At 66.0% G+C, this 26,187-nt stretch carries 23 protein-coding genes and 1 pseudogene; 11 read left to right on the top strand and 13 right to left on the bottom strand.

Annotated elements, in window-relative coordinates:
• Positions 1 to 98 precede the first annotated feature (98 nt).
• Positions 99 to 1,226, top strand: a complete 1,128-nt coding sequence (locus tag ACE3QM_RS04370) for an alanine--glyoxylate aminotransferase family protein (RefSeq protein ID WP_374420508.1) — start codon at positions 99 to 101, stop codon at positions 1,224 to 1,226.
• Between the two features lie 103 nt (positions 1,227 to 1,329).
• On the opposite strand, the gene ACE3QM_RS04375 is transcribed toward ACE3QM_RS04370, so the two are convergent.
• Positions 1,330 to 2,112 (bottom strand): ferredoxin--NADP reductase, encoded by a 783-nt coding sequence (locus ACE3QM_RS04375; protein WP_048409443.1) that lies wholly within the window; start codon positions 2,110 to 2,112, stop codon positions 1,330 to 1,332.
• Between the two features lie 44 nt (positions 2,113 to 2,156).
• Here ACE3QM_RS04375 and ACE3QM_RS04380 point away from each other — a divergent pair, with 44 nt between their 5' ends.
• Complete coding sequence (locus tag ACE3QM_RS04380; RefSeq protein WP_156183819.1) at positions 2,157 to 2,327, top strand: hypothetical protein; 171 nt, start codon at positions 2,157 to 2,159, stop codon at positions 2,325 to 2,327.
• A gap of 501 nt (positions 2,328 to 2,828) precedes the next feature.
• Here the strand turns inward: ACE3QM_RS04380 and ACE3QM_RS04385 are convergent.
• Both ACE3QM_RS04385 and ACE3QM_RS04390 read right to left on the bottom strand, forming a co-directional pair.
• A complete protein-coding gene (locus ACE3QM_RS04385) occupies positions 2,829 to 3,869 on the bottom strand; it encodes a glycosyltransferase family 1 protein (RefSeq protein ID WP_231464922.1) in 1,041 nt (346 codons plus the stop codon).
• Entirely contained in the window at positions 3,857 to 4,687 is an 831-nt protein-coding gene (locus tag ACE3QM_RS04390; RefSeq protein WP_231464920.1) for a UDP-2,3-diacylglucosamine diphosphatase, read from the bottom strand. The genes ACE3QM_RS04385 and ACE3QM_RS04390 overlap by 13 nt, the downstream gene beginning before the upstream one ends.
• Positions 4,688 to 4,913: 226 nt before the next feature.
• Here ACE3QM_RS04390 and ACE3QM_RS04395 point away from each other — a divergent pair, with 226 nt between their 5' ends.
• Both ACE3QM_RS04395 and qseC read left to right on the top strand, forming a co-directional pair.
• On the top strand, positions 4,914 to 5,576 hold the full coding sequence (locus ACE3QM_RS04395) for a response regulator (RefSeq protein ID WP_374420514.1): 663 nt from the start codon (positions 4,914 to 4,916) through the stop codon (positions 5,574 to 5,576).
• Entirely contained in the window at positions 5,573 to 6,925 is a 1,353-nt protein-coding gene (gene qseC / locus ACE3QM_RS04400) for a quorum sensing histidine kinase QseC (RefSeq protein WP_048409447.1), read from the top strand. Before ACE3QM_RS04395 ends, qseC begins: the two co-directional genes overlap by 4 nt.
• A gap of 273 nt (positions 6,926 to 7,198) precedes the next feature.
• On the opposite strand, the gene ACE3QM_RS04405 is transcribed toward qseC, so the two are convergent.
• Complete coding sequence (locus tag ACE3QM_RS04405) at positions 7,199 to 7,600, bottom strand: hypothetical protein (protein ID WP_231464914.1); 402 nt, start codon at positions 7,598 to 7,600, stop codon at positions 7,199 to 7,201.
• 269 nt (positions 7,601 to 7,869) lie between these two features.
• Positions 7,870 to 9,846 (bottom strand): TonB-dependent copper receptor, encoded by a 1,977-nt coding sequence (locus tag ACE3QM_RS04410; RefSeq protein WP_374420517.1) that lies wholly within the window; start codon positions 9,844 to 9,846, stop codon positions 7,870 to 7,872.
• 118 nt (positions 9,847 to 9,964) lie between these two features.
• On the opposite strand from ACE3QM_RS04410, the gene ACE3QM_RS04415 reads away from it, so the two are divergent.
• The 4 genes from ACE3QM_RS04415 to ACE3QM_RS04430 all read left to right on the top strand — a co-directional run bounded on the left by ACE3QM_RS04415 (position 9,965) and on the right by ACE3QM_RS04430 (position 15,876).
• Entirely contained in the window at positions 9,965 to 11,242 is a 1,278-nt protein-coding gene (locus ACE3QM_RS04415; protein WP_374420519.1) for an ATP-binding protein, read from the top strand.
• A complete protein-coding gene (locus ACE3QM_RS04420) occupies positions 11,242 to 11,766 on the top strand; it encodes a response regulator transcription factor (RefSeq protein WP_231464908.1) in 525 nt (174 codons plus the stop codon). Before ACE3QM_RS04415 ends, ACE3QM_RS04420 begins: the two co-directional genes overlap by 1 nt.
• A 205-nt stretch (positions 11,767 to 11,971) precedes the next feature.
• Positions 11,972 to 13,600, top strand: a complete 1,629-nt coding sequence (locus ACE3QM_RS04425; RefSeq protein ID WP_082150980.1) for a 3-(methylthio)propionyl-CoA ligase — start codon at positions 11,972 to 11,974, stop codon at positions 13,598 to 13,600.
• A gap of 398 nt (positions 13,601 to 13,998) precedes the next feature.
• On the top strand, positions 13,999 to 15,876 hold the full coding sequence (locus ACE3QM_RS04430) for a methyl-accepting chemotaxis protein (RefSeq protein WP_082151001.1): 1,878 nt from the start codon (positions 13,999 to 14,001) through the stop codon (positions 15,874 to 15,876).
• A gap of 63 nt (positions 15,877 to 15,939) precedes the next feature.
• Here the strand turns inward: ACE3QM_RS04430 and ACE3QM_RS04435 are convergent, their stop codons facing one another.
• Both ACE3QM_RS04435 and ACE3QM_RS04440 read right to left on the bottom strand, forming a co-directional pair.
• On the bottom strand, positions 15,940 to 16,311 hold the full coding sequence (locus ACE3QM_RS04435; RefSeq protein ID WP_231464904.1) for a CesT family type III secretion system chaperone: 372 nt from the start codon (positions 16,309 to 16,311) through the stop codon (positions 15,940 to 15,942).
• 11 nt (positions 16,312 to 16,322) lie between these two features.
• Positions 16,323 to 18,032, bottom strand: a complete 1,710-nt coding sequence (locus tag ACE3QM_RS04440) for a type III secretion system effector inositol phosphate phosphatase (RefSeq protein WP_374420523.1) — start codon at positions 18,030 to 18,032, stop codon at positions 16,323 to 16,325.
• A 122-nt stretch (positions 18,033 to 18,154) separates the two neighbouring features.
• Here ACE3QM_RS04440 and ACE3QM_RS04445 point away from each other — a divergent pair, with 122 nt between their 5' ends.
• Positions 18,155 to 20,014, top strand: a complete 1,860-nt coding sequence (locus tag ACE3QM_RS04445) for a tetratricopeptide repeat protein (protein ID WP_374420525.1) — start codon at positions 18,155 to 18,157, stop codon at positions 20,012 to 20,014.
• A gap of 18 nt (positions 20,015 to 20,032) precedes the next feature.
• Here ACE3QM_RS04445 and ACE3QM_RS04450 read toward each other — a convergent pair whose 3' ends face one another.
• The 5 genes and pseudogenes from ACE3QM_RS04450 to ACE3QM_RS04470 all read right to left on the bottom strand — a co-directional run.
• Positions 20,033 to 21,415, bottom strand: a complete 1,383-nt coding sequence (locus tag ACE3QM_RS04450; RefSeq protein ID WP_374420527.1) for an FAD-binding oxidoreductase — start codon at positions 21,413 to 21,415, stop codon at positions 20,033 to 20,035.
• A 1-nt stretch (position 21,416) separates the two neighbouring features.
• Positions 21,417 to 21,932 carry a cupin domain-containing protein gene (locus ACE3QM_RS04455; RefSeq protein ID WP_374420529.1) on the bottom strand — a complete coding sequence of 172 codons (516 nt, stop codon included), beginning with the start codon at positions 21,930 to 21,932 and terminating at the stop codon, positions 21,417 to 21,419.
• Positions 21,933 to 21,952: 20 nt separating this feature from the next.
• The gene (locus tag ACE3QM_RS04460) at positions 21,953 to 22,576 is read right to left on the bottom strand and encodes a glutathione S-transferase family protein (RefSeq protein WP_374420531.1); all 624 of its coding nucleotides are present in this window, start codon (positions 22,574 to 22,576) and stop codon (positions 21,953 to 21,955) included.
• A gap of 5 nt (positions 22,577 to 22,581) precedes the next feature.
• Entirely contained in the window at positions 22,582 to 24,084 is a 1,503-nt protein-coding gene (locus ACE3QM_RS04465) for a sodium/solute symporter (protein ID WP_374420533.1), read from the bottom strand.
• A pseudogene (locus tag ACE3QM_RS04470) lies at positions 24,081 to 24,311 on the bottom strand (DUF485 domain-containing protein); the annotation flags it as partial. The pseudogene ACE3QM_RS04470 and the gene ACE3QM_RS04465, both read right to left, overlap by 4 nt.
• Before the next feature lie 128 nt (positions 24,312 to 24,439).
• Here ACE3QM_RS04470 and ACE3QM_RS04475 point away from each other — a divergent pair.
• Together ACE3QM_RS04475 and ACE3QM_RS04480 are read left to right on the top strand one after the other, a co-directional pair.
• The gene (locus tag ACE3QM_RS04475; protein WP_048409459.1) at positions 24,440 to 24,724 is read left to right on the top strand and encodes a hypothetical protein; all 285 of its coding nucleotides are present in this window, start codon (positions 24,440 to 24,442) and stop codon (positions 24,722 to 24,724) included.
• Entirely contained in the window at positions 24,724 to 24,957 is a 234-nt protein-coding gene (locus tag ACE3QM_RS04480) for a hypothetical protein (protein WP_048409460.1), read from the top strand. Before ACE3QM_RS04475 ends, ACE3QM_RS04480 begins: the two co-directional genes overlap by 1 nt.
• Before the next feature lie 6 nt (positions 24,958 to 24,963).
• On the opposite strand, the gene ACE3QM_RS04485 is transcribed toward ACE3QM_RS04480, so the two are convergent.
• Positions 24,964 to 26,100, bottom strand: coding sequence for a sugar diacid recognition domain-containing protein (locus ACE3QM_RS04485; RefSeq protein WP_231465403.1), 1,137 nt, complete (start codon positions 26,098 to 26,100; stop codon positions 24,964 to 24,966).
• Between the last annotated feature and the right edge of the window lie 87 nt (positions 26,101 to 26,187).

A 26,187-nucleotide genomic window follows, 5' to 3' on the forward strand; every position in this document is an offset into this window, starting at 1 on the left:
CGGCGGCGGGATGCTGTTACACTCAGACGCTCGATGCCGGCCGCATGCCCCGGCATCGTCATTGCTCGATCCGTTCATTTCGCGCTTAAGGAGCCGCCATGCTAGTCGCCCCGCAAGTCAATGCCTTCCATCCGCCGCGCCGCATCCTGATGGGGCCGGGCCCGTCCGATGTCTACCCGGAAGTGCTGGCCGCCCAGGCTCGCCCCACCGTTGGCCATCTGGACCCCTTGTTCGTCGGTATGATGGACGAGGTGAAAAGCCTGCTGCAATACGCGTTCCAGACCTCAAACACGATGACGGTGGCGCTGTCGGCTCCGGGTTCGGCCGGCATGGAAGCCTGCTTCGTCAATTTGGTGGAGCCGGGCGAGAAGGTCATCGTTTGCCGCAACGGCGTGTTCGGCGAACGCATGCGTCAGAACGTGGTGCGCCTGGGCGCGGTGCCGGTGCTGGTGGACAGCCCCTGGGGACAGCCGGTGGACCCGGACGCGGTGGAGAGCGCCTTGAAAGCCAATCCGGACGCGCGCTTCCTGGCCTTCGTTCATGCCGAGACTTCCACCGGCGCGCTGTCCGACGCCAAGACGCTGTGCGCGCTGGCCAAACGCCACGGCTGCCTCAGCATCGTCGACGCGGTGACCTCGCTGGGCGGGGTGGAGCTGCGGGTGGACGAATGGGGCGTGGACGCGGTGTATTCCGGCAGCCAGAAATGCTTGTCCTGCGTGCCCGGTCTGTCGCCGCTGTCATTTTCGCCGGCGGCGGTGGAAAAATTGCAGGCACGGCAAAGCCCGGTGCCCAGCTGGTTTCTGGATCAGACCCTGGTCATGGCCTATTGGGGCGGCGGCAAGCGCAGCTATCACCACACCGCGCCGGTGAACGCCTTGTACGCACTGCACGAATCGCTGCGCCAACTGGCCGGCGAGGGGCTGGAAGCCGCCTGGCAGCGCCACTGCGACATGCATCTGCTCTTGCGCGACGGCTTGGAGAAGCTGGGCCTGAAGTTCGTGGTCGACGCCGCCGCGCGTTTGCCGCAGCTGAACGCGGTGTATATTCCCGAGGGCATAGACGACGCGGCCACGCGCAATCGTCTGTTGCAGGAGTACAACCTGGAAATAGGCGGCGGCCTGGGGGATCTGGCCGGCAAGGCCTGGCGCATCGGTCTGATGGGCTACGGCGCGCGTCGCGAGAACGTGGCCTTGTGCCTGAAGGCACTGGAAAGCGTGCTGAAGTAAGCACGCTTTCCCTGTCCGGTGGGCGCGGGATAACGCGTGTCGCCGGGACATGAAAAACGCCATCCGTGAAGGATGGCGTTTTTGCTGCGAGCCAGGCTCGGGCTTATTTTTCGACGAAGGCGCGTTCGATCGCGTAGTCGGCCGGCTCGCCCATGCGCGGCGATTCCTTGAAGCCCATGCCGTTCAGGATCTCGCACAGATCGTGCAGCATGGACGGGCTGCCGCAGATCAGCGCGCGGTCGTGTTCCGGGTTCAGCTGCGGCAGGCCGATATCGGCGCACAGCTTGCCGTTGGTGATCAGGTCGGTCAGCCGGCCCTGATTGCGGAACGGCTCGCGGGTGACCGTCGGATAATAGATCAGCTTTTCACGCACCATTTCACCGAAGAATTCGTTTTCCGGCAGTTCCTTGGTGATGTAGTCGTGGTAGCCCAGTTCGCTGACCCAGCGCACGCCGTGGGTCAGGATCACTTTGTCGTAGCGCTCATACACGTCCGGGTCTTTGATGATGGACATGAACGGGGCCAGGCCGGTGCCGGTGGACAGCAGATAGAGGTTTTTGCCGGGCAGCAGATTGTCCTGCACCAGCGTGCCGGTGGGCTTCTTGCTGATCATCACGGTGTCGCCCACCTTCAGGTGCTGCAGGCGGGAGGTCAGCGGACCATCCTGTACCTTGATGCTGTAGAACTCCATGTGTTCTTCGTAGTTGGAACTGACGATGGAGTAGGCGCGCATCAGCGGCTTGCCGTTGACTTCCAGGCCTATCATCACGAACTGGCCGTTGATGAAGCGCAGGCCGGCGTCGCGGGTGCAGGTGAAGCTGAACAGGGTGTCGTTCCAGTGATGGACGGACAGGACCTTTTCGGAGGTCAGGTTGGGAGAGGACATAAGGTTTGCTGCTCGCTAATTTATGAAGTAGAAGCTCGAAAAGTATGGGGCCGATTTTAACCGGTTTGTCGCATCGCCGCTTGTTCTTGCTGGGCAAGCGCGGCGAGGTCGACGTTAAATTCAATTGGAACAGCATGTTAACCGACATTGTCGCCGCCGCCGAACGATTGTTTTCTGATGTGTTTATCGCTGTGCGTTATTTGCCGGCGATGTAACGAAAGAGGGCGTCACCATGGCGGGACGCCCTCTCAGACAACATCATAGAGAAATACTGTGCGCTTTACCCTTGCCGGCCTTAACTACCACAACCTAGCCGCAAGACCGTTACCAAAGAACGGGCTGTCAAAGACAGCGCAACGACGATGCCGTATCGTGGCGGAGCCGTCATCATGACTGGCCACCGCGCTTGTGTCCTTGATGGACATCACAGAAAGACCAACCGCTTCTTTCTTATTGGCAAATCGACAAACGGTAATTTCAAGTTTGCTAACTCTGAATTTGGCGGACCGGCCGGGCCGGGACTGCTGCTGCTCCGTCTTGGAGGCTGGCTTGGCGTTGCGGACTGAGCCGATTTGGCTGGCCGTGTTTATTGGCCGATGCTCAACGCGTGGATCACTGGATGGCCGCCGGCATTCTGCCATGAAAGCATTCGGAACCCTCCCTGTCGTGTTGACCATTTCACTATACGACTCGGCCACGGCCAATGCAAGCCGGCCTCAGCCGGCCTTTGGGTCCGGCAGCGGCGCGCCCAGCGCGAGCCGGGCAGGACGCAAGTGCTGCTCGAACTGGCGGCTGGCGGCCTGCCAGGAATAGCGCTCGGCGATGGCGCGCACATGGCCGCGGTCCAGTTCCAGCGCTTTCAGGCAGGCTGTGCGCAGGTCGGCGTCCAGCACGCCGGCGCCGCTGTCGCCGACCACGTCCAGCGGCCCGGCCACCGGGTAGGCGGCCACCGGCGTGCCGCAGGCCATCGCCTCCAGCAGCACCAGGCCGAAGGTATCGGTCAGGCTGGGAAACACGAAAACGTCGGCGGCGCGGTAGAAGCGCGCCAGCTCCTGTTGCGGGAAGATGCCGGCGAAGTGGACGTCTTGATACTGCTGTTTCAGCCGCGTCAGCTGCGGGCCGTCGCCCACCACCCATTTGCTGCCCGGCAGCTCCAGCTTGAGGAAGGCTTCGATATTCTTTTCCACCGCCACCCGGCCTATGTAGACGAAGCGTGGCGGTGCGGTGCCGTCCAGCCGTTCGCGAGGGCCGGGGCTGAACAGCGCGGTGTCCACGCCGCGGCTCCACAGCTTGACGTTCTGGAAGCCGCGGGCGCTCAAATCGTCGGCGATGGACTGGGTGGGCACCATCACGCAATGGGCGGCGTTGTGGAAGCGGCGCATCCAGGCGTAGCTGAGCGCCAGCGGCAGCCGGCAGCGGGCGTGCACGTATTCCGGAAAGCGAGTGTGATAGGCGGTGGAAAAGGCCAGGTCGTGCCGCAGGCAATAGCGGCGCGCGGCCAGACCCAGAGGGCCCTCGGTGGCGATGTGGATGGCGTCCGGCGCGAAGGCGGCGATGCGGTCGGCCACTTTGCGGTAGGGAAACAGCGACAGACGGATGTCGGGGTAGGTGGGGCAAGGCAGGGTGCGGAAGGCCTGCGGCGTGATCATTTCCACCTGGTGTCCGAAGCCGCTCAGCTCGCGCGCGGTTTCGGTCAGCGAGCGGACCACGCCGTTGACCTGGGGCAGCCAGGCGTCGGTGACAATCAGGATGCGCATGTCGTCTCCTTGTGGTCGGCTTGCGCCGTTTGGGCTTGCAAGGCGGCGGCCGGCTGTCCCATTTGGGTCCAGTACAGCACTTCCAGTCGTCCGTCCGGATGCTCCACCAGCGCGGACAGGCTTTCCACCCAGTCGCCGCTGTTGCCGTAGAGAATGCCGTCGATGTCGCGGACCTCGGCCTTGTGGATATGGCCGCAGACCACGCCGTCGAAGCCGCGCCGGCGCGCTTCGCCGGCGAGAATGGTTTCGAAGTTGCTGATGAAGTTGACCGCGTTTTTGACCTTGTGCTTCAGGTATTGCGACAGCGACCAATAAGGCAGGCCCAGCTTCAGCCGCGCCCAATTGAAGCCGCGGTTCAGCTCCAGGATCAGGGTGTAGAGGCTGTCGCCGACATAGGCCAGCCATTTGGCGTACTGGATCACGCCGTCGAATTCGTCGCCGTGCAGGATCAGCAGGCGCTTGCCGTCGGCGGTGTGGTGTTCCGCTTCCTGGCGGATGGCGATGCCGCCGAAGTCCAGGCCGGCGTATTGGCGCGCCGCCTCGTCGTGATTGCCGGGAACGTAGATCACCTTGGTGCCCTTGCGCGCCTTGCGCAGCACTTTCTGCACCACATCGTTGTGGCTTTGCTTCCAATACCAGGATTTCTTCAACTGCCAGCCGTCGACGATGTCGCCGACCAGGTACAGGTATTCGGATTCGTGGCAGCGCAGGAAGTCCAGCAGATGGTCGGCGCGGCAGCCGGAGGTGCCGAGGTGGACGTCGGAAATCCAGATGGCGCGCAGTTGTCTGGCGCTGTCGGGGGCGGGGTCTGGCTGCATGGCGGCTCCGTCGTCCTGAGAACTGCAGGCGATGCTGCCTGCGGCAAGTGACAGCCGCGTGAGATTTCGGTGACGGCGCGATGAAATTTCTTCCGTGTCCAGGGTTTAAGATTGTCTTAAGAGGCGCGTGTTGCAATCGGGTCCAAGGAGGGCGCGGTTGTTCCGGCGGCGAGAGCGCGCTAGGCTTCGGCAAGAGAATGAACGCCCGGCGACGGAGAGGCAGAAAATGCGGGTTTTGGTGGTGGAGGACGATGCCCAGATCGGCGACGGGCTGAAAATGGGCCTGGAGCAGCTGGGCTTTGTCGCGGACTGGTTTCGCGACGGTAAGCAGGGGCTGGCGGCGCTGAGCGCCGCGCCCTACGACGCGGTGGTGCTGGACCTGGGGCTGCCGGGCATGGACGGCATGGACATCCTGTCGGCGTGGCGGCGCGGCGGCCAGGATGTGCCGGTGCTGGTGTTGACCGCGCGCGACGCGCTGGCTGACCGCGTCGGCGGCTTGGACGCCGGCGCTGATGACTACCTGGTCAAGCCTTTCGCGCTGGCCGAGGTGGCTGCGCGGCTGCGTGCGCTGCATAGGCGCCGCCATGGCCAGAGCCATCCGGAATTGCGGCATGGCCGTCTTTGCCTGGATCCGGTGGCGCGCGTGGCGACGCTGGACGGCGCGCCGCTGGAGTTGACCGCGCGCGAACTGGCGCTGCTCGAGCTGCTGCTCAGCCACAAGGGGCGGGTACTGCCGCGTGAGCTGATCGAGGACAAGCTTTACGGCTGGGGCCAGGAGTTGGAGAGCAATGCGGTGGAAGTGCATGTGCATCATTTGCGCAAGAAACTGGGCAGCGCCTTCATCCGCACCCTGCGCGGCGTGGGTTACACCTTGGGAGAGCCAGCATGAGAAGGCCGCGCAGCCTGCAGGCGCGCTTGCTGCTGCTGTTGTTGCTGATCGTGCCGCTTATCTGGCTGGTGGCGTCGGCCACCGCCGCCTGGCTGGCGCACGAGGAGGTGGACGAACTGTTCGATACCCAGATGGGGCAGTTCGCCCGCCAACTGCTGTTAGTGGAGGTCAGCGAGAACTCCCTGGTCGATCTGCCCAAGCTCAAGCACCTGCTCAAGCACGCTGACAAGGGGCAGATGGACAATGACGATTTCGGCCTGGCGGTGTGGGACCGCCACGGCAATCTGCTACTCAGCGACGGCCGTGGCCGCCGTTTCGATTATGAACCGGAACGGCGCGGCTTCCACGATTATCGCGGCAAGGACAGCGATCACAACTGGCGGCTGATTTATCTGGCCGCGCCGGATGGTTCGCGGCTGGTGGCGGTAGGGCAGAAGCAGGGCCTGCGCCACGATATGGTACTGAAAGTGGTGTCCGCCCAGCTGCTGCCATGGCTGATCGGCTTGCCGGTGATGCTGTTGCTGATCCTGATGGCGGTGCGTCGCGAGTTGGGACCGCTGAAGCGCCTGGCCGCCGGCATTGCCCGGCGCGCGCCGGACGATAGCGAGCCGGTGCCGCGCGAGGTGCCGCAGGAGGTGCTGCCGCTGGTGGACGCGCTCAATGCGCTGTTCGCCCGTATCGCCGCCACGCTGGAGCACGAGCGGCGCTTCACCGCCGACGCCGCCCACGAGCTGCGCACGCCGCTGGCGGCGCTGAGGGTGCAGGCCGAGGTGCTGGAGCTGCTGCCGGATGAAGCCAAGCGCCGGCATGCGCTGCGACAGTTGATGCTGGGCATAGATCGCGCCACGCGCTTGGTGGAGCAGTTGCTGGCATTGTCGCGCCTGGATCCCTTGAGCCAGCCGCGGCAAGGCGAGCCCATCGCCTGGGCGGCGCTGGTGGAGCGTCTGCTGGCGGAACTGGCGGCGGAGGCGGCGGGCAAGAAGGTGAGCCTGGAGACGGAGTGGCGATGTGCGCCGGAGCGGGTCTTGCCCTTGAGCGGCGATGAAACCCTGGTGACGCTGATGTTGCGCAATCTATTGGAAAACGCGGTTCGCTACGGCGCGACAGGCGGCACGGCGCGGCTGGTGTTGGACGAGGACAGCGTGACGGTGCAGGACCGCGGTCCGGGCGTGGCGCCGGAGTGGCTGGAGCGGATACGCGAGCGCTTCTTCCGGCCGCCGGGCCAGGATGTGGCCGGCAGCGGCCTGGGCCTGTCCATTGTCGAGCGGGTGGCGGAGCTGCATGGTTTGCGGCTCAGCCTGGCCAACCGCGATGGCGGCGGGCTGGAGGCCGGATTGAGACGGCGCTGAGAAACTGTTCCAAGTCCGCTGCGCTTCGTGAGGCGTGGCACGGGGAGTACGCCCTCGAAATGCTCGTGTACCACGCGTACATTCCGCTCTCCCAGTCGTTTTCGCCTTGTCTCGCTCTTGCTCGCGAGACTTTGAACAGACGCTGGGACTGCGGCAATTCGCCGCATGGGAGCGGCGGGGGATTCCGGCTATGCTGGTGGTGCTGGCCCTGACGCAGCCAGCTCTCTAAACAATTGGTTGCAGCCCGCCGGTTTCGGCGGGCTTTCTTTTTGTTCAGCTGGGGTGTTTCGGCGAGCCAAAGCGCATCAGCCAGAACAGCGCGTTGCAGACGCCGCCGGCCATGGCGCCGAGGTAGAGGTTCATGATGTCGTTGTAGAGCAGCGGTTCGGCCAGCCGGGCGTAGACAAAGGTGATCACGCTGCCGCTGAAGGCGCCGGGCAGGAAGGCGACCAGGGCCAGCAGCCAGCGCGGCCAGCTGTGCTGCCAGCCGGCGATGGGCCGGGCCAGCAGCATGCGCAGCAGGCAGAGCAGCAGCCCGAAACCCAGCGCCGGGATCGCGCCCATCAAATAAGCCATCATCGGCATCACGCCGCTGGCCAGCAGCGCCACCAGCGGACCGAGCAGGATGAATAGGGTCAGGCCGCAGGCGAGTATTTTCAGATAGGGCGTTTTCATCCGGCGGGAGCGGGCGGTGGCAAAAGGCCTCCAGCCTAGCAGACTGGGGGCCTGGCGGCGAGAGGGCGCGCGCTCAGAACCTGTTTACGCTCTGCTGCGCTGCGGCGATACGGCGTTGAAAACACCTTCGAAATGCTCATGTACCGCTTGTACATTCCGCTTTCTCAACCGCAATGCCTTGGCTCGCTCTTGCTCGCGAGATCGTAAACATGTTCTCAGAGCCGGCTCAATGCCGTATTGCCGACGCGCGGCAGGCATTGAGCAGGTTCTCAGAACTGCAGCTGCACGCGGCTCCACACGGTGCGGCCCGGCTCGTTGACCTGGTCCACTCGCTCGTAGCCGGCCACCATCGCGCCGCCCTTGCTGACGCTTTCGGCATAGGCCTTGTTGAACAGGTTGTCGACGCCGAACAAGAGCTTGGCGTGCTTGTTCAAGCGCACGCCGCCGTCCAGCGACACCACGCCGAAGCCCGGCGTCACGCCGATATCGGTGCCAACGATATTGCCCTGGCCCGGCGCCACGCGATCCTGGCGCTGCACGCCGCGCACGGTGAGGCCGGCCGCGTACTTGCCGTTGTCCCATTTCAGCGCCGCCTTGGCATCCAGCGGCGGGGTCTGGCCCAGCGGGCGGTGTTCATCGAGGTTGGCGGCCCAGACCCAGGCCAGGCTGCCGGACAGCGTCCATTCCGGCGCGAAGCGCCAGCTGAGATCGCCTTCGAAACCGTAGCGGCGCGCGTCGATATTGCGGGCGCTGCCACCGACGAGGCCGGGCTTGCCCTCCACCAGGATGAAGTTCTGCACGCGGCTGGCGTAGGCGGACAGCGAGCCTTGCAGCTTGTCGCCGCGATAGAGCAGGCCGGCGTCCAACTGGCGGTTGATCTCGCTGTTCAGGCTGTCGCTCTTGTTGCGCTCCCAGAAGTCCGGCGCGCGTTCCGCCTGGCCAAAGCCAAGGTAGCGGGTCCAGTTGCCGGCGCTGTGTTCGTAACGCAGGAAGCCGGCGTTGAGTTGGTACTGGCTTTCCTGGCGTGCTTGGGCCGGCTTGCCCATGGCCGCGGCCTTGGGCTCGAACACCGCCTGGGTCTGGTCGCGGCGCAGGCCGGCGATCAGCTTGCCGCCATCGCCCAGCGGGTGGCTGGCCTCGGCGTAGACGCCGTGGCTGTCGAAGCTCTGATTGGGGGTACGCGGCTGGTCCACGTAGGCGCCGGCGTTGGGACCTTTGCCCATGCGGCTGCGATGGCGGTCGCGCAGCCAGTCGAAGCCGGCGCTGACTTCCCAGTCGCCGAAGGCCATGTCGGCGCCCAGGCGACCGGTATCGGTGGCGCGGTCCGGATTCATCGCCGAGCGATCGGCCAGCGTGGTTTGCGGGCGCAATGAGTAGTTGTCCATCACATGGTCGACCTCGCTGTGGCCCAACTGCAGGCGCAGCGCGTCCAGCCAGCCGCTGAGATTGCGGCGCTCGGCCTTGAAGCTCCAGGCGTCGCGGTCGAACTTGCTGCCGTCCATGCCGCGGTCGGCGTAGGCGGCCTGGCCGCGGCTGCGGTCCAGCGCCAGTTCCAGCGTGGTGTCCCGGTCCGGGGTCAGGCCGGCGATCAGGGTCTGGCTGTCGCGATCGAAGCTGGAGTGGATCTTGCGGCCATTGCCGTCCTTGTAATCGCCGCCGTGGTTGTGGCTGGCGATGGCGCGCACATAGCCCAGGCTGGAGCCGAAGGCGGCGTCGGCATAGGCGTCGTTGCGGTCGGCGTTGCCGCCGGTCAGGCTGCCGTTGAAACGCACGCCGGCCTCGTCGAAGCGCTTGGTCTTGCGCTCAAAGTTGACGCCGCCGCTGATCAGGCCGGGGCCGAGCTTGACGCTTTGCGGGCCCTTGACCACGTTCACCTCGTCGTAAGCGTCCGGATAGAGATAGGCGGTGGGCGGGTCCATGCGACCGCCGCAGCCGCCGAACACGAAGTTGCCGTCGGCGAGGATGGCCAAGCGCGAGCCGCCCAGGCCGCGCAGCAGCGGATCGCCGGAGGCGCCACCCTTGCGGATCACATTGAAGCCGGGCAGGCCCTTGAGCAGGCCGGCGCCGTCTGCGGACGGCAGCGGCTGGCGTGGCGCGCGCGGGTCCACCGACATTTTCAGCGGCTGTTCCGTCTTGGTGGCGGTGACCAGAACCTCCTCGCCGCGGAATTCCGGCAACTGCTGGGCAAAGGCTTGGCCGACGGCGATCACCAGTGGAATCGGCAGCAAATAGTGTTTTTTAGGCATTTTAGAAACTAACGTTAACAAATTTGAGAGTGACAATTCTAAATTGCATGATGTGGCGGCCCAATGCGGCAAAGTGTCGCAGCGCCGTGCGTTGCCGCATGGTGATAAAGTGTCGGCCATGATTGCCGGATTCCCTGTTTCCTCCCCCCGCCTGGGCCTGACCGCGGACATCGCGCGCTCGGCGTGGCTGATAGGCTGGCTGCGCTGGCTGATGTTGTTGCTGGGCTCCTGCGTGGCCTTGGCCTGTTGGTGGCAGCACGTCTATCTGCCCTGGCCGTTGTTGATCCAGGCGCTGCTGACCCTGGCTGCGCTCAATGCCGCGCTGCCGTGGTGGCTGCGTCGCGGCGGCGACCCTTTGCTGGCCTTGCGTTTGGGCTTGTCCGCCGATGTGCTGGTGCTAACCGAGCTGCTGGCCTTCACCGGCGGCGCGGCCAATCCGTTGGCCTCGCTGTTTTTGCCGCCGGTGTTGTTCGCCGCGCTGCTGTCGCCGGGCCTGTTCGCCTGGGCGTTGGCGCTGGCCAGCGTCGTGGCCTACGGCCTGCTGTTCGAATGGCATTTGTCCTGGCCGGTGGACCACGTCAACGCGCTGCACATCTTCTCCATGCACCTGACCGGCATGTGGCTGAGCTTCGCCTTGTCGGCGTTGCTTATCGCCGGCTTCGTGTCCTGGCTGGCGCAGCAGCTGGCCTTGCGCGAGGCGGCGCTGGCGGCTGCGCGCGAAACCCAGCTGCGCGACGAACAACTGCTGGCGGTGGGCATGCAAGCGGCTGGTGCCGCCCATTCCCTGTCCACGCCGCTGAATACCATGACCTTGCTGGTGGACGAGTTGCTGGCCACGCGGCAGCCGGACGCCGAGCTGATGGCGGATCTGCGACTGATGAAGGCGCAGCTGGCCAATTGCGGCAATGCCTTGGCGCGCTTGAAGCTGGGCTCGGAGTCGGCGCCGGGCGAGAGCGCATTGTTCGCCGCGCTGACCGAGCGCCTGGCCGGCTGGCGTTCCTTGCGGCCGGACGTGAGGCTGGACTGGCGGGCGCCGCAGGGGCCGGACCCGCTGGTGGCGCTGGACCCGGCGTTCTGGCCGGCCTTCTTCAATCTGATCAATAACGCGGCCGAAGCCGGCGGCGGAGAGTTGACGGTGGCGGCGCGGCTGGAGGAGGGCGTGCTGCTGCTGGACATCAGCAATAGCCAGGGCTGTCTGACCGAGGAACAGTTGGAGCGCGCCGGCCTGACGCCGCTGCCGTCCAGCAAGCTGGTGGGCATGGGGCTGGGCGTGATGCTGAGCCACGCCACGCTGGCGCGCTTGGGCGGTTCGCTGCGGCTGTTGAACCGGCCGGAAGGCGGCGTGCACGCGCAAGTGCGGCTGCCGCTGCTGGTGGACGACAAGGACGGAGCCTGATGCTGGATTTTCTATTGGTGGACGACGACGAGGCCTTCGCCGCCATTCTGGCGCGCTCCTTGAGCCGGCGCGGCTACAAGGTGCGCGCCGCGCAGACCGCGGCGCAGGCGCTGGAGCTGGCCGGCGACACGCCGGCGCGCATCGTGCTGGACCTGAACCTGGACGGGGACAGCGGCCTGCGCCTGTTGCCGGCGCTGCACACCGCCTGCCCGCACAGCGCCATTTTGATTTTGACCGGCTACGCCAGCATCGCCACCGCGGTGGAGGCCACCAAGCTGGGCGCGGTGCAATACCTGGCCAAGCCGGCGACGGTGGACGAGATCCTGGCCGCTTTCGAGCAGCAGCAGGCCAATCCGGAGCTGCCGCTGACGCCGCAGCCGATGTCGCTGCGGCGGGTGACCTGGGAGCATCTGCAACGGGTGCTCAGCGAGAACGACGGCAATATCTCCGCCACCGCGCGCGCCTTGAACATGCACAGACGCACTTTGCAACGGATGCTGGCCAAGAAACCGGTAAAGAGTTAGTCGCGGCTGTTGTATTGCTACAGCATTTTAATTGCGGTTGTGACTGGCCGAATATGGATTGTGACGGGCTTTGTTTTTTAATTACCCAATAATGATAAGGGTATAAATTTGGCTTGGCCGCGCCATCAGAAAAATTGATTGGAGCCTTGACTCTAGCCTGCCGTATGGTGAATCCCCAAAACCATGCCAATAGAGGGGTGACACCATGCTTCACGGACAGATGATGGACCGGCCGCTGTTGATTTCCGATCTGCTGCGCCACGCGGAAACCTATCATGGCGATACCGCCATCGTGTCGCGCACGGTGGAAGGCCCCATCCATCGCTACACCTACCGTGAGGCGGCCAAGCGCGCGCGGCAGCTGGCCAATGCGCTGGCGGCGCTGGGCGTGCGCCAGGGCGATTGCGTCGGCACCCTGGCGTGGAACGGCTATCGCCATTACGAGAGCTATTTCGCGGTGTCCGGCTATGGCGCGGTGTGCCATACGGTGAATCCGCGGCTGTTCGCCGAGCAGATCGCCTGGATCGTCAACCACGCGGAAGACCGCGTGCTGATGTTCGATCTGAGCTTCCTGCCGCTGGTGGAGCAGATCGCCCCGCAACTGGGCACGGTGGAAAACTTCGTGTTGATGACGGACAAGGCGCATATGCCGGCGCAAACGCCGCTGTCCAATCTGCTGTGTTACGAAGACCTGGTCAACAGCCACAGCGATCAATATCAATGGCCGCTGCTGGATGAAAACGCCGCCTCCAGCCTGTGCTACACCTCCGGCACCACCGGCAATCCCAAGGGCGTGCTGTTCTCGCATCGTTCCACCGTGCTGCACGCCTACGGCAGCGCCTTGCCGGACAGCTTCGACATCTCGGCGCGCGCCTGCGTGATGCCGGTGGTGCCGATGTTCCATGTCAACGCCTGGGGCCTGCCCTATAGCTGCACCATGAACGGCAGCAAGCTGGTGCTGCCCGGACCCAAGCTGGATGGGGTCAATCTGTACGAGCTGATCGAGGCCGAGCAGGTGACGGTCACCGCCGGGGTGCCGACGGTGTGGATGATGCTGTTGCAGCATTGCCAGAAAAACCATCTGAAGCTGCGCTCGCTGAAGAGAGTGATCGCCGGCGGCTCGGCGGTGCCGGAAAGCATGATCGAGCAATTGGCCGAACACGGCGTGGAAATGCGCCAGTTGTGGGGCATGACCGAGCTGTCGCCCTGCGGCACCACCGGCACGCCCAAGCTCAAGCACGAGGGCTTGGACCAGGCTGGACTCAACGCCTTGCTCAGCAAACAGGGGCGGCCTATCTATGGCATCGAGCTGCGCATCGTCGACGATGTCGGCAAGCCGTTGCCGCATGACGGCGTCGCTTTCGGCAATCTGCAGGTGCGCGGCTTGTGGGTGCTGTCGCAATACTTCCGCCGCGAACTGGACGCCAGCCACAGCGCCGATGGCTGGTTCAATACCGGCGACGTGGTGACCATAGACGCCGACGGCTTCATGCGCATCACCGATCGCACCAAGGACGTGATCAAGTCCGGCGGCGAGTGGATCAGCTCCATCGAGCTGGAAAACATCCTGGTCGGCCATCCTGCGGTGGCGGAGGCGGCCGCCATCGGCATTCCGCACCCCAAATGGGACGAACGGCCGCTGATGGTGGTGGTGCTCAAGCCCGGCGCCAGCGCCGCGGTGGAGGAGTTGCTGGGTTTTTACGAAGGCAAGATCGCCAAGTGGTGGACGCCGGACGATGTGGTCTTCGTCGACGAGCTGCCGCACACCGCCACCGGCAAATTGCAGAAAGTGCGGCTGCGCGAGCAGTTCCGCGATTATCGCTGGCGTTCCTGAGCCTGGCCGCGGAATGGGCTGGACTGAATAGAGTAATTACGCTACAGTGGCGGCTGCACTGAAAACCGCATGGTTTTGAGGTGTTAGCCCCTCGAAATGTCGGCCGGCGTGCCGGACGACGTTTCTTCCTCGTGTTGGCCCCTGCCGTTGTCAAACCGCAGGGGGTTTTTTTTGCCCGCCGCGCGCGTCAGTCTTCCCGCCTTCCTGTGTTTGATCAAACAAAATCATAATCTGTCACAACGGTACCCATATTTGATATTTATAAGGGGTGACTTCCGTTAAACTGGCTGGATATAAATCAACAATAACAATTGGCTGCCAACGGTATCGGGGAGTGTCGCCGGAAACGCGCGACAGCGGAGCCATGGTTGTCAATCACGCGAGAAAAAGGACTGTTCATGAAATCTCTTCGTAGTCGGCTGATCGCCCTGAACGCGCTGCTGATGGCGGTGTTCGGGCTGGTGCTCGTCGTCATCGTGTTCGTGCAGATGCGCACGGAAATATTGCAGGGCCTGGACCAGGAATTCGAAGCCAGCCTCAAGGGGCAGAGCTCGGTGGTGACCACCTGGCTGGGAGAGAAGAAACAGCAGATCGTCGCGCAGAGCACGATGGCGGCGGAATCCGACGCCATCCGCTTCCTCAAGACAGGCGCCAAGGCCGGCGGCTTCAATGTCAATTACGCCGGCTACGCCGACGGCCGCTCGCTGTTTTCCGACGACTGGGTGGCGCCGGCCGATTACAAGGTGGCTGACCGCGACTGGTACAAGCGCGCCAAGGATAGCGGCCAGGCGGTGGTGACCGATCCCTATCTGGACGAAGCCACCAAGAAGCTGACGGTGACCATTTCCGCGCCGTTCAGCCACAACGGCGCCTTCGCCGGCGTGGTGGGCGGCGACGTGATGGTGGAGGCGCTGGTGAAATCGGTGCTGGGTCTGAAAGTGCGCGGCAATGGCTACGCCTTCATCATGGACAAGAAGGGCACGGTGATCGCCCACCCGCAAACCGACCTGGCTTTGAAGCCGATCACCTCGGTGGCGCCGGAATTGACGCCGGAGCGGCTGGCCGACATCGTCAGCCACGACCAGGCGTCGGAAGTGCAGATCGGCGGCCAGAGCATGCTGCTGTCGGCGCAGGAAATCCCAGGCACCAACTGGGTGATGGCCCTGGTGGCTGACCGCGCCACCGTGCTGGCGCCGCTGACCACGCTGCTGTACACCATCGCCGGCCTGACCGCGCTGGTGTTCGTGCTGATGATTCCGCTGGCGAGCTGGGTGATAGGCCGCATGTTGGCCGGCCTGGTGCGCTTGAAGAACGCGATGGAAGACATCTCTCATGGCGAAGGCGATCTGACCTTGCGCCTGAAGGATGACGGCCAGGATGAGATCGCCGCCACCGCGCGCGCCTTCAACACCTTCGTCGCGCAATTGGCCCAGCTGTTCCGCGGCCTGAAGCAGGATGCCGCCGGCGTGGTCAGCGGGGTGCAGGACGCCAGCCAGCTGGTGGCCGGCGTCGCCGACAGCTCGCGCCATATTTCCGATGTGTCCTCGTCCAACGCGGCCACGCTGGAGCAGATCACGGTATCCATCTCCCACATCGCCGACAGCGCGCGCCAAGCCGATGAACTGACCAGCCTGACCGGCGCCAGCCTGGAGGCCAGCGCCAGCAATATGCAGCGTCTGTCCAGCGGCATGGAGGGCACGGTGCAGTCGGTGCGCGGCCTGGAAACCATGTTGTCCTCGCTGGACAAGCGTTCGCAGGAAATCTCCGGCATCACCAATGTGATCCGCGACATCGCCGATCAGACCAATCTCTTGGCCTTGAACGCGGCGATTGAAGCCGCGCGCGCAGGCGAACAAGGCCGCGGCTTCGCGGTGGTGGCGGACGAAGTGCGCAAGCTGGCCGAACGCACCGCCCAGGCCACGCTGGAAATCTCCAATATGGTCAGCGCGATTCGCGACGAAACCGGCCGCGCGGTCAGCGATGTCAACCAGACCGTGGCCGCGGTGGACGAGGGCGTGGAACTGACGCGCGAAGCGGTGGCCAAGATCGAGGAAATCCGTGCGTCCATGCTGGACGTGGTGGCCAAGATGAACGAGATTTCCGATTCGACCAGCGAGCAACACAAGGCAACCACCTTGATCGCGCAAAGCTCGGAGGCGATCAACGGCCATGTGCTGGAAAACGACGATGCCTTGCAGAATGTCAGCAGCACCTTGACCGGCTTGTCGCTCAATGCCGGCAAGATGAACGCCGAGTTCGACAAATTCCGTTTATAAAAGGCGAGCGCAGCAAAACACGGCCGGGGAGCATGCTCCCCGGCCGTTTTCACATGTGGCGGATCAGCCGGCTTGCGCATCCAGCCGGCCGCCCAGCCCCAGTTCGGCCTGCAGGCCGCGGGCGACGCCGACCAGGAACTCCAGCCCGGCTTGCAGCTCGGCGCCGCTGCTGTCGTCCGGCAGCCGCAGCAGCGCCAGCAGCAGTTCGCCGTCGGCGTCCGCCGCCAGCGTGACCCGATTGGCGAAGTTGTGCTGCAGCAGGCGCTGCAGCGTGCCGGCGTCGGCGGGCAGCGCGCCCAGCGGGCACACCATTTCCAGCCCGGAGGCGCTTTCCTCGAAGTGCACCGCGAAGTCGTCGCCGAAGAACAGCACCGGCTCCTCGTCGTCCAGTGCCAGCCCCAAGGTGTCGTACAAACTGAGCAAGAGCGTATTCATCGCGCGCCTCCTCAGGATTTGAGCAGGGTGGACAAGCCCTGCGCCTGCTGCCAGGCCGCGGCGTCGCCGACGCGCTGGGCGTAGGACAGATTGAGCAGCGAGCCGAGGGGCAGTTGCTTCATCACCTTGTTGCCGGGTGCGCCGGTGTTGTAGGCCTGCACCTCCAGATTGCCGCCCTGGGTCAGCACCTTGCCGAATAGTTCGCGCATGCCCGCATCCAGCGCGGCCTCGGGCCGGCTGGGCGCGTGTCCCTGATGCTGGGCGATCGCCTCGCGCTTGATCTCGGCATCCAGCATGCCGGTGCGGTCCTTGCCGCTCTTGCAGTTCCAGCACGGCACCGCGCCGATCTCGAAGGCCAGCATCGCCACCCGCTGCGCCGCCTTGTAAGGCTCGCCGCCATCGCGGCGATGGGATTGCCGCGCCCAGATATCCTTTAATTGTTGGGCCATCTGCCAGACTCGGCCGCTGTTGTCCGGATTGTCTCGCAGATAGTTGCCCACCCAGCCGCCAAGCGCGGCGTCCGGCTTCAGATCCGGACCCAGCAATTGATGCAAGGCTTCGAGGTTGAGCTTGTCGGATTCTCCATGGCCCATGCCCAGCTTGAGCGCCAGCTCATTGACGCCGAAATTGAAGGCGGCCACCTCCAGCTTCACCTGAACGGCTTGCAGCTCGCCATCGGCGTTTTTGACTTGCAGCGTCAGCGGCTGCGGCGCCGAGCTCAGCGCGCGCCAGGCGCCGATCTGATCGCGCAGCATGCCGCCTTCGCCGCCCAGGCCCGGCGTGACCAGCGCGGTCGAGGTCAGCCGCAGGGTGACAGTATCGCCGGCCAGCGCTTGTCGCAGCGTGTCCGGCTGCGAAAACAGCGCGGCGGTGGCGACCTCGGTCGCGCGTTGGCGCGCGCCGTCCTGACGCCGCGTGGCGTCTTCCACGCCATAGGGCGACAGAATGCCGTGGCGAATCCCCTTGAACAGGGTTCGCTGCGCGTCGTCCGCGTCCGGACTATGCAGTTCGGACAGCCACAGATTGGCGGCGTGGCTGGTCTCGGTGGTGGAGGCCGAGCAGACGCCATTGTCGTGGTAGCCGTTGGGGAAGATATCGCCGGCGCCGCCCAGCTTCATTTGCCCGGCCGGAGTCAGGGTGCAGCTGTATTCGCGCCCATTGTGTTGCAGGCGGGTTTCCACCGTCTGCCACGGGCGCTGGTTCAACAAGCGGGTGCTGGCCTGCTGCAATGAGGCTTTGGCTTCGCGCTGCGCCAGCTTGGCCGGCAGGCCAGCCCGGGTCAGCGCCGTGGCGATCACCGCCCTTACATCGCGGCTCAGCTGTGAATTGGAGGCCATTTCCCGCGGCTGCACCGCGCGGTCTGGCTTGAAGCGGGCGGCCTGCAATTGCTCGGCCATCGCGTGCAAGGTCTTGGCCTCGGCGCTGTCCCCCAGGCCGAATCCATGCAAGGCCAGGTGGGCGGCTTCCAGTTTGTGGCTTTGCAGCGCGTACAAGCCGTGCAGCGAACGCGAGGACGCCTGGGGCGCTTGCGCGTGCTGGCTCAGGTGGCTGAGCCAGCCGCCGTCGGGAGCCACGCGCTGGATGTCGGCGGCGCTGAGCTTGCGCGGCGCCGGCGCGCTGCCGGCGACGGGGCCGTCATGGGCGGTGGCGCTTGGGCGCGCGTCGGAGCTGCGCATCCAGTTGGACGGCCGCAGGGCTTGGAGCAGATTCAGGCTAGGCATGGCGGATGGCATTTCATGAAGAGAGAATGCTGGTTACTATGCGGGAGACGATATTTCGCTGATTTCAAAAAGCGCTTATCAGGATGCGTCCGGCCCGGATGCGTTCCGGGCGCCGAGAGCTTATGACCGATTTGACCCCCGACGCCTTGCGCGCCGGCGCCTTGCTGGCCGCCGGCGATGTCAGCGGCGCGCTATTGGCCGCGCAAAGCGGCTTGCAAGCCCAGCCGGACAATGCCGAGCTGTGGAATCTGCTGGGCGTTTGCGCCGCGCGGCTGGAGCAATTGGCGCTGGCCGAGCAATGCTGGCGCCAGGCGCTGCACTGCGATCCGCATACGCCGGACGCCAACTACAATCTGGGGCGCTGCCTGATGAGCCAGGGCCAGGCGGCGCAGGCGGAGGCGCATTACCGCGCCGAACTGGAGCAGCGTCCGGAACACGCCGCCTGCCATGGCAATCTGGGCGTGCTGCTGGAGGAGGCGGAACGACTGGACGAGGCCGAGGCGCAATATCGGCAGGCCTTGCGGCTGCGGCCGCAATCCGCCGCCCACAGCTTCAATCTGGGGCGTTTGTTGTACCAGCGACAGCCGGAGCAGGCCGAGGTTTGGCTGCGCCGCGCATTGGCGCTCGCGCCGGATGATGTCGATACGCTCAATCTGCTGGGACAGCGGCTGGCCGAGCGCGGCGAGCACGCCGAGGCGGAGACGCTGTTGCGCCGCGCCTTGGCTCAGGATGCCGACCATGTCGGCGTCTTGAGCAATCTGGGCTTGCTGTTGCAGCTGCAGCGGCGTTGGGCCGAGGCCGAGGCTTGTCTGGGCGCGGCGGCGGAGCGGGCGCCGCGGCAGGCGCAGGTGCTGGGCAATCTGGCCCTGTGTTTGTGGCGGCAGGGGCGCAGCGCGGAGGCGGAGCCGCTGGCGCGCCGTGAGCTGTCGCTGGCGCCCGCCGACGCCGACGCGCATCAGCACCTGGCCTTGATCCTGGCGCAGCAAGGCGGCTGGGAAGAGGCCGAGGTGACGCTGCGCGCCGGGCTGGACGCTCAGCCGCTGCACGCCGGACTGCGCCGCAATCTGGGCTATTTGCTGCTGACCCAGGGACGTTGGGACGAGGGCTGGCCGCTGCACGAGGCGCGGCTGGAGACGATGCCGCTGCCCACGCCGCCATCGCCGTGCTGGCTCGGGGAGGAACTGGCCGGCCGCAGCCTGCTGCTGTGCTTGGAGCAAGGCTATGGCGACGCGCTGCAAATGGCGCGCTATTTACCGGAACTGCTGCGACGCGGCCCCGGACGCATGATCGTCGCCTGCCGGCCTGTGCTGCTGCCCTTGCTGCGAGCGCAGGGTGGGCCGGTGGAGTGGCTGCCGTTGGCGGATCTGGCGGGACCGTGGCCGGAACACGACTGCCATGTGTTTTCGATGAGCTTGCCCGGCCTGTTGCAGCCGGAGCCCGCGCCGGAGCCGGCCTATCTGCGCGCCGAAGCCGCCAGCCGCGCCGTCTGGCGCGCGCGCTTGCCAAGCAGCGGCCGCAAACTGGGACTGGTGTGGCGTGGCCGGCCGGAGCATGAGTTTGATCATTGCCGCTCCTTGCCGGATCTGGAGACGCTGCTTCCCTTGCTGGCCTTGCCCGGTGTTCAGTGGCTGGCCTTGCAGCCGGAGTTGAACGAGGCTGAGCGCGGCTGGCTGCGCGCGCGCGGCGTGCCGGCCCTGGGTGATGAGCTGGCGGATTTCTCCGCCAGTGCCGCCTTGCTGGCGGAACTGGACGGACTGGTGACGGTGGACACCGCCTTCGGCCACTTGGCCGGCGCGCTGGGCTTGCCCTGCGCCTTGCTGCTGTCGGCGCGGCACACCGACTGGCGCTGGGGGTTGGGGAGCGAAACCACGCCCTGGTATCCGCGGCATCGCCTGTTCCGCCAACGCGAGCCGGGGGATTGGATGGAAACGCTGGCTCGCCTGGCGAACTCGCTGCCGGGCTGCCTGGACCTCAGCGGCTGAGCGCGACAGGGGGATCGATCACAGCCACTTGCCCGGATTCATCAAGCGCTCCGGGTCCAGCGCGGCCTTGAGCGTGCGCATCAGTTCCAGCGCCAGCGGGTCCTTGTAGCGCTCTAGCCATTGCGGCTTGAGCTGGCCTATGCCGTGTTCGGCCGCCAGCGTGCCGCCCAGGCGGTAGACGTGGTCGTAGACGATGGCGTTGACCGCGGCTTCGTCTTCGAACAGATCGACGTTGCCGGGCCGGGTATAGCTGATGTTGTAATGCAGATTGCCGTCGCCGGCGTGGCCGAAGGCGATGATGCGCACGCCGGGATAAGCCCGACGCAGCGCGGCGCCGCAGTCGCGCACCAATTGCGGCAGCGCCGAGGTCGGCACCGCGATGTCGTGCTTGATGCTGGGTCCGTCCAGTTTCTGGATTTCCGAAATCTCCTCGCGCAGCAGCCACAGCTTGCGTCGCTCGGTCTCGCTTTGCGCCACCACGCCGTCGCGCGGGTTCTGCCCGGCCAGCCAGTCCAGCAGCGCCTCGTTCAACGCGGCGGCGTCGCCGCCGTCGGACAGCTCGATCAACAACAGCCATGGCGCGGTGAACGGTAATTGGCCGGGACGATGGCGCGCGATCGCCTGCTGGCAATCGGCCTCGATCACCTCGAAGGCGGTGAGACGGTCGTCGAAGCGCTGGCGCAGGCCGTTGAGCCAGGCGATGGCGGTGTCGATGTCGTCCACGCCGATCAGCGCGGTGGCGCGGGCGCTGGGCAGCGGATACAGTTTCAGCGTGGCGGCGGTGATCAGGCCCAGCTGGCCTTCGGCGCCGATGAACCATTGCTTGAGATCCAGGCCGGTGGTGTCCTTGCGCAGGCCGGCCAGCGCGTCCAGCACCCGGCCGTCCGGCAGCACCACTTCCAGGCCCAGCGTCAGTTCGCGCATGGTGCCGTAGCGCAGCACCGCGACGCCGCCGGCATTGGTGGACAGATTGCCGCCGATCTGACAGCTGCCTTCCGAGGCCAGCGACAGCGGAAACAGCCGTCCGGCCTGTTCCGCCGCCAGCTGCACCTCGCGCAGCGTGACGCCGGCTTCCACGGTGATGGCGTTGTTGTCCGCGTCCAGTTTGCGCACCGCGCGCAGCCGTCGCATCGCCACCACCAGTTGGCGGCCACTGGCGTCCGGCGTGGCCGCGCCGCAAGTGGAGGTGTTGCCGCCTTGCGGCACGATAGCCACTTGGTGGCGGCGGCAGAGCTTGACCAACTCGGCCACCTCGGTGGCGCTGCCGGGCAGCGCCACCGCCAGCGGGCGGCCTTGATAGCGGCGGCGCCAGTCCAGCGTGTAGGGCGCGGTGTCGGCGGCCTCGGTCAGCAGGTGGGCTGGGCCGATCAGGGAGGCCGCGGCTTGGAGAAAGTCGTCCATGTCAGAAAGGGCCTCCGGCCGCGCGCAGCAGATCGGGCAGACCGTCGTGATCGCTCAGCGGCCGTTCCGGCGCGTTGCTCCAGTGCAGATCGCCGATGGCGGCGTTGCGCGCAGGATGCAGCGGATAGTGCACCTGGTTGTCGTCGCGGTTGACGTCGCCGACGCAGAGCAGGCGCACTGGGCTATCGCTATTGTTGATGAAGGTGTGGGCCAGGCCGCTGCCGGCCTTGAAGCCGACCGAATCGCCGGGCCGCAACCGGTGCAGCGCGCCGTCCAGCCAGACGTCGGGCTCGCCCTCCAGCACGTGGACGAATTCGTCCTCGGTTTTTTCCGCGTGCGGCCAGCTGGTGCGTTGGCCCGGCTCCAGCAGTTCATGATGGATGCCGAGGCGGGCGAAGCCGTAATGCTTGCCCAGCGCCGCGCCGCGCGCCAGCGGTTCCTGGCTGCCGGGATAGCTTTGCGAACCGGGCTCGATCAGCTCGCTCCAGTGTTTGATGCAATCAGGACGGGAGGACATGGGCGGGGCTCCGTGGGGGCTTAGTCGGGAATGTCCGGCGCCATCAGCACATCGGGGTGCTGCCAGCCGGGCTGCTGGGCGATGCGCTCCAGCCAGGCCTGGACCTGAGGCCAGTCGGCGATGGCCAGGCCAGCGTCGGCCAGCCACCACAGATAGGCGCTGGCGGAGAGGTCGGCAATGCTCAGGCGCTGGCCGGCCAGGTAAGGCTGTTCGGCCAGCGCGGCGTTCAGGGTGTCCAGATCGGCGCGCGCGCGTTGTTCCAGCCAGGCTTCCACCTCCGGCTGCGGTAGCTGGTTCAGCCGCGACCAACGCAGATTGGGCACCGACAAGCCGACACGGTTGGCTTCCCAGCTCAGCCATTCGCGCACGGTCTCGCGGCTGCCGTGCTCGCCGCTGAGCTGGCCGAAATTATTGGCCAACCATTGCAGGATGGCGTTGGATTGGCACAGCGCGGTGCCGTCGGCCACCAGCACCGGCACTTCGCCGAAGCGGCTGGCAGCTCGGAAATCCTCCGGGCGCTGCTCGCGCGGCACGGCCAGGTCCACGTGGACGTAATCATGGGAAACATCGGCCAGCATCAGCGCCAGGCGCACTTTATAGCTGTGGCCGGACAAGCGGTTGCCGTAAAGAGTCAGTGTGGTCATGAGGGTCAGGGTCGGTGAGAAGTTTCGCTAGCCGATGATACCGCCGTTGCGCCGCGGCGCGAACCCAGCCAAGCCAGCGCAAAGGCCAGCGGCACCGAGAACAGGGCCGGGTTGGCGTAGGGAAACAGCGGTTTGGCGTGGCCCAGCACGCCCACCCATACCGCTGGGCCGGCCACGATCAGCGCCGCCGCCGCGGCCAGGCCGCCCAGGCTGCCCCACAGCGCGCCGCGCGCGCTGAGGCCGGGCCAGTGCAGGGCGAGCAGCAGCACCGGGAAATTGGCCGAGGCGGCGATGGCGAAGGCCAGGCCCATCAGGAAGGCGATGTTCTGCTGTTGGAACAGCGTGGACAGCAGCAGCGCCAGCAGGCCCAGGCCGACGGTGGCCAGCCGCGACACCCGTAGCTCGGCGTTGGCGTCGGCGCGGCCGCGCCGCCACCAGGCGGCGTAGAGATCGTGGCTGATGGCGCTGGCGCCGGCCATGGCCAGGCCGGATACCACCGCCAGGATGGTGGCGAAGGCCACCGCCGCCACCAGGCCCTGCCAGGCCGGGCCGCCCAATAAGGTGGCCAGGTGGATGGCTGCCATATTGCCGCCGCCCAGCAGCTTGCCGGCGGCGTCGTGGAAGCTGGGTTCCGGCCCCACCAGCGCCAACGCGCCGTAGCCGATGATGATGTTGACGGCGAAGAACAGCGCGATCAGGCCGGTGGCGAAGCAGGCGGACTGGCGCGCGGCGCGGCGGTCCGGCACGGTGAAGAAGCGCATCAGCACATGGGGCAGGCCCAGCAGGCCCAGGCAAAGGCCCAGGCCCAGCGACAGCACTTCCAGCGGATCGCTCAGAGCCGGGCTGGGCAGGAAGGCTTGCGGTCCGCGCAGCGCCTCGGCGGCGGCGAACAGCCGCGCCGGATCGCCGCCGAAGCGCGCCAGCACGCCGCCGGCCAGCAATAGCGCGCAGCCGAACATCAGCACCGCCTTGACCATCTGCACCCAGGTGGTGGCCAACATGCCGCCCAAGGCCACGTAGAGCACCATCAGCGCGCCGACCAGGCTCACCGCGGCCAGATAGGGCAGGCCAAACAGCAACTCGATCAATTTGCCCGCGCCCACCATCTGCACGATCAGATAGAACAGCGTCACCGTCAGCGAGTTGACACTGGCGGCCAGCCGCACGCCGTCATGGTTGAAGCGGCGGCTGAGCACCGCGGCGGCGGTATAGCAGCCGCTGCCACGCAGTTTCTCCGCCAGCAACAACAGCAAGAGCGGCCAGCCGGCCAGGGTGCCGACGGCATAGGCCAGCGAATCGTAGCCCTGGGACAGATACATGCCGGCCGCGCCGAGGAAGGCCGCCGCCGACAGGTAGTCGCCGGCCAGCGCCAGGCCGTTCTGCCAGCCGCGGATACGGCCGCCGGCGGTGTAGAAATCGCCGGCCGAGGTGGTGCGCCGCGCGGCGGCGGCGGTGATGGCCAGCGTCAGCAGCGCGAATAATAGGAAAAAGGCGGAAGCGTGGCTCATGAACGCTCCGCATCGTCGGCGCGGCCGGCGGCCAGCGCATAGCCGGCGGCCAGCAGGAAGAACAGCAGGAACATGGCCAGCGCCAGCAGGACGGATGCTGGCCAGCCGCCCAGCTTGGCTTCCAGCCAGGCCGGACGCAGCGCCAGCAGCAGATAGTAGCCAAGGCAGCCGGCGGCGGCGGTCCAAGCCAGCCGGCGGGAGAGGGTGCTTGTTCGCGTCATGGCGGCGAATTCTGGGGAAAAGCGCTAGTGTAGCGCATCCAGCGCCGCCGCCGCCGGAGGCTTGCCGCGGCGGGGGGCGCTGTTTATGATGGTCATGTGCTGCACATGACCATCTATCAGGGAGGTTTACGGCAATGACGACGGAACGGATTCCGGTGCTGGTCACCGCGGAGGACAAGAAGCGCTACAAGGCACTGGCCGAGGCCGCTGGCCTGCCGGTGGGGGAGTTCATGCGCCGTGCCGCCGACGCTTTCCGGCCCGGGGACGACGATGCGCTGCTGGCCGCGATGATTGCGCAGATGGAGAAAACCACCGCGCAAGCCAGCGCCGCCATCGACGAGACCTTGAGCTATGTCGAGGCCTCCAACCGCCGCATCGCCGTCATGGAAGCGCGCGCCAGTGGCAAGCGGGTGGCGTGATGGGGGTGGCTGACAAGATGTGGGACGCGCTGACCACCGTGATCAAGATGAATGATAAGGTGGAGCGCATGGCCGGAGCGATGAAAAGCCAGCAGGCCAAGATCGAAAGCCTGACCGAGCGCGTGATTCGTCTGGAAACCCTATTGGAAATCGCGCTGGCGCAGCAGGGCGCCAAGCCCGCGCGGCTCAAGCGCATAGGCCGGCAGCCCGAAGCCGATGCCGGCGGCGACTGAGTTTCTTCAGCCCAGCAACAGCGCGATGTAAAGCCGGAAGCGGTCCTCGTGGCGTTGCAGATCCAGGCCGGTGATTTCGGCGATGCGGGCCAGCCGGTAGTCGAGCGTGTTGCGGTGGATGTGCAGCGCCCGCGCGGTGGCGCCGGGATGGGACTGGTGGGCGAACCAGGCTTCGGCGGTGCGGCGCAGCCCGCTTTTGCCGGCATGCTCCAGCCGTCGCAGCGGCAGACGCAGTTGCTGCGCCTGCCAGCCGTGATTGAGATCGGACAATAGCACCGGTAGCGTCAGTTCGTAATAGCTGTGCGCCCGCCGTTCCGGCTGCCGCTGCCGGCCGATGCGCGCGGCGGCGCGCGCGCTGCGGCAGGATTGGGCGGCGCCATCGCGGCCGGGCAGCGCAATGCCCATGCCCAAGTGGTAGTCCGGCGTGTCCGCCTGTTCCAGCCAGGCGTTGAGCGCGTGCAGCCGACGGCGCAGCTGCGTTCCGCCTTCGGCCTCGCCGTCTTCTGAGCAAGCCTCCACCAAGACCAACTCGTACGGAGCCGCGACCGCGCTCAGCAGCCGCGGCCAGCGCGTCGCCAGCGCCGCCTGCAACTGCTGCAGCGCCGCCTGGGCCTGGTCCGCGGCCAAGTCCGTCGCATCCAGCTGCAGGCTCAGCGCCACGTGGTTCTGATCCAGCCGCAGCCCCAGCCGCTGCGCCCAAGCATCCAGCGCCGCGTCGGATTCCTCGCGTATCCACTCCAACACGAAAGCCTCGCGCTGGCGCGCGTCGTGTTGCAGCGCCCGCTGCAACTGCGCTTGTTCCAGAATCATCTCGGCGGTCAGCCGCACCAGTTCGCCGAACTGGCGCACCTGCTCCGGCTGGCCGGTCAAGCCGACCACGCCGGCGATGCGGCCGTCCACCTGCAAGGGCAGATTGATGCCGGGGCGCGAGCCATGCAGCTTGCCGGCGGTGGCCTCGTCTATCTCCACCGTGCGCCGCTGTGCCAGCGCCAGCAGCGCGCCGTCGTGCAACTGGCCCAGCCGGCCAGCGTCGCCGCTGCCCAGAATCGCGCCTTGGGCGTCCATCACGTTCACATTGAAGGGGATGATGCGCATGGTGCGGCTAACGATGTCCTGCGCGAGTTCGGCGGTCAGAATGGGCATGGCGCTTCCCGGTTTTGTGCGTTTGCATAATATATTCCGGCAATCCCAGTGCATAAACCAGATGTTTGCATGAAGAATTTTCCGGCG

It is taken from the genome of Chromobacterium sp., from assembly GCF_041912965.1.
Classification (GTDB): Bacteria; Pseudomonadota; Gammaproteobacteria; order Burkholderiales; family Chromobacteriaceae; genus Chromobacterium; species Chromobacterium aquaticum.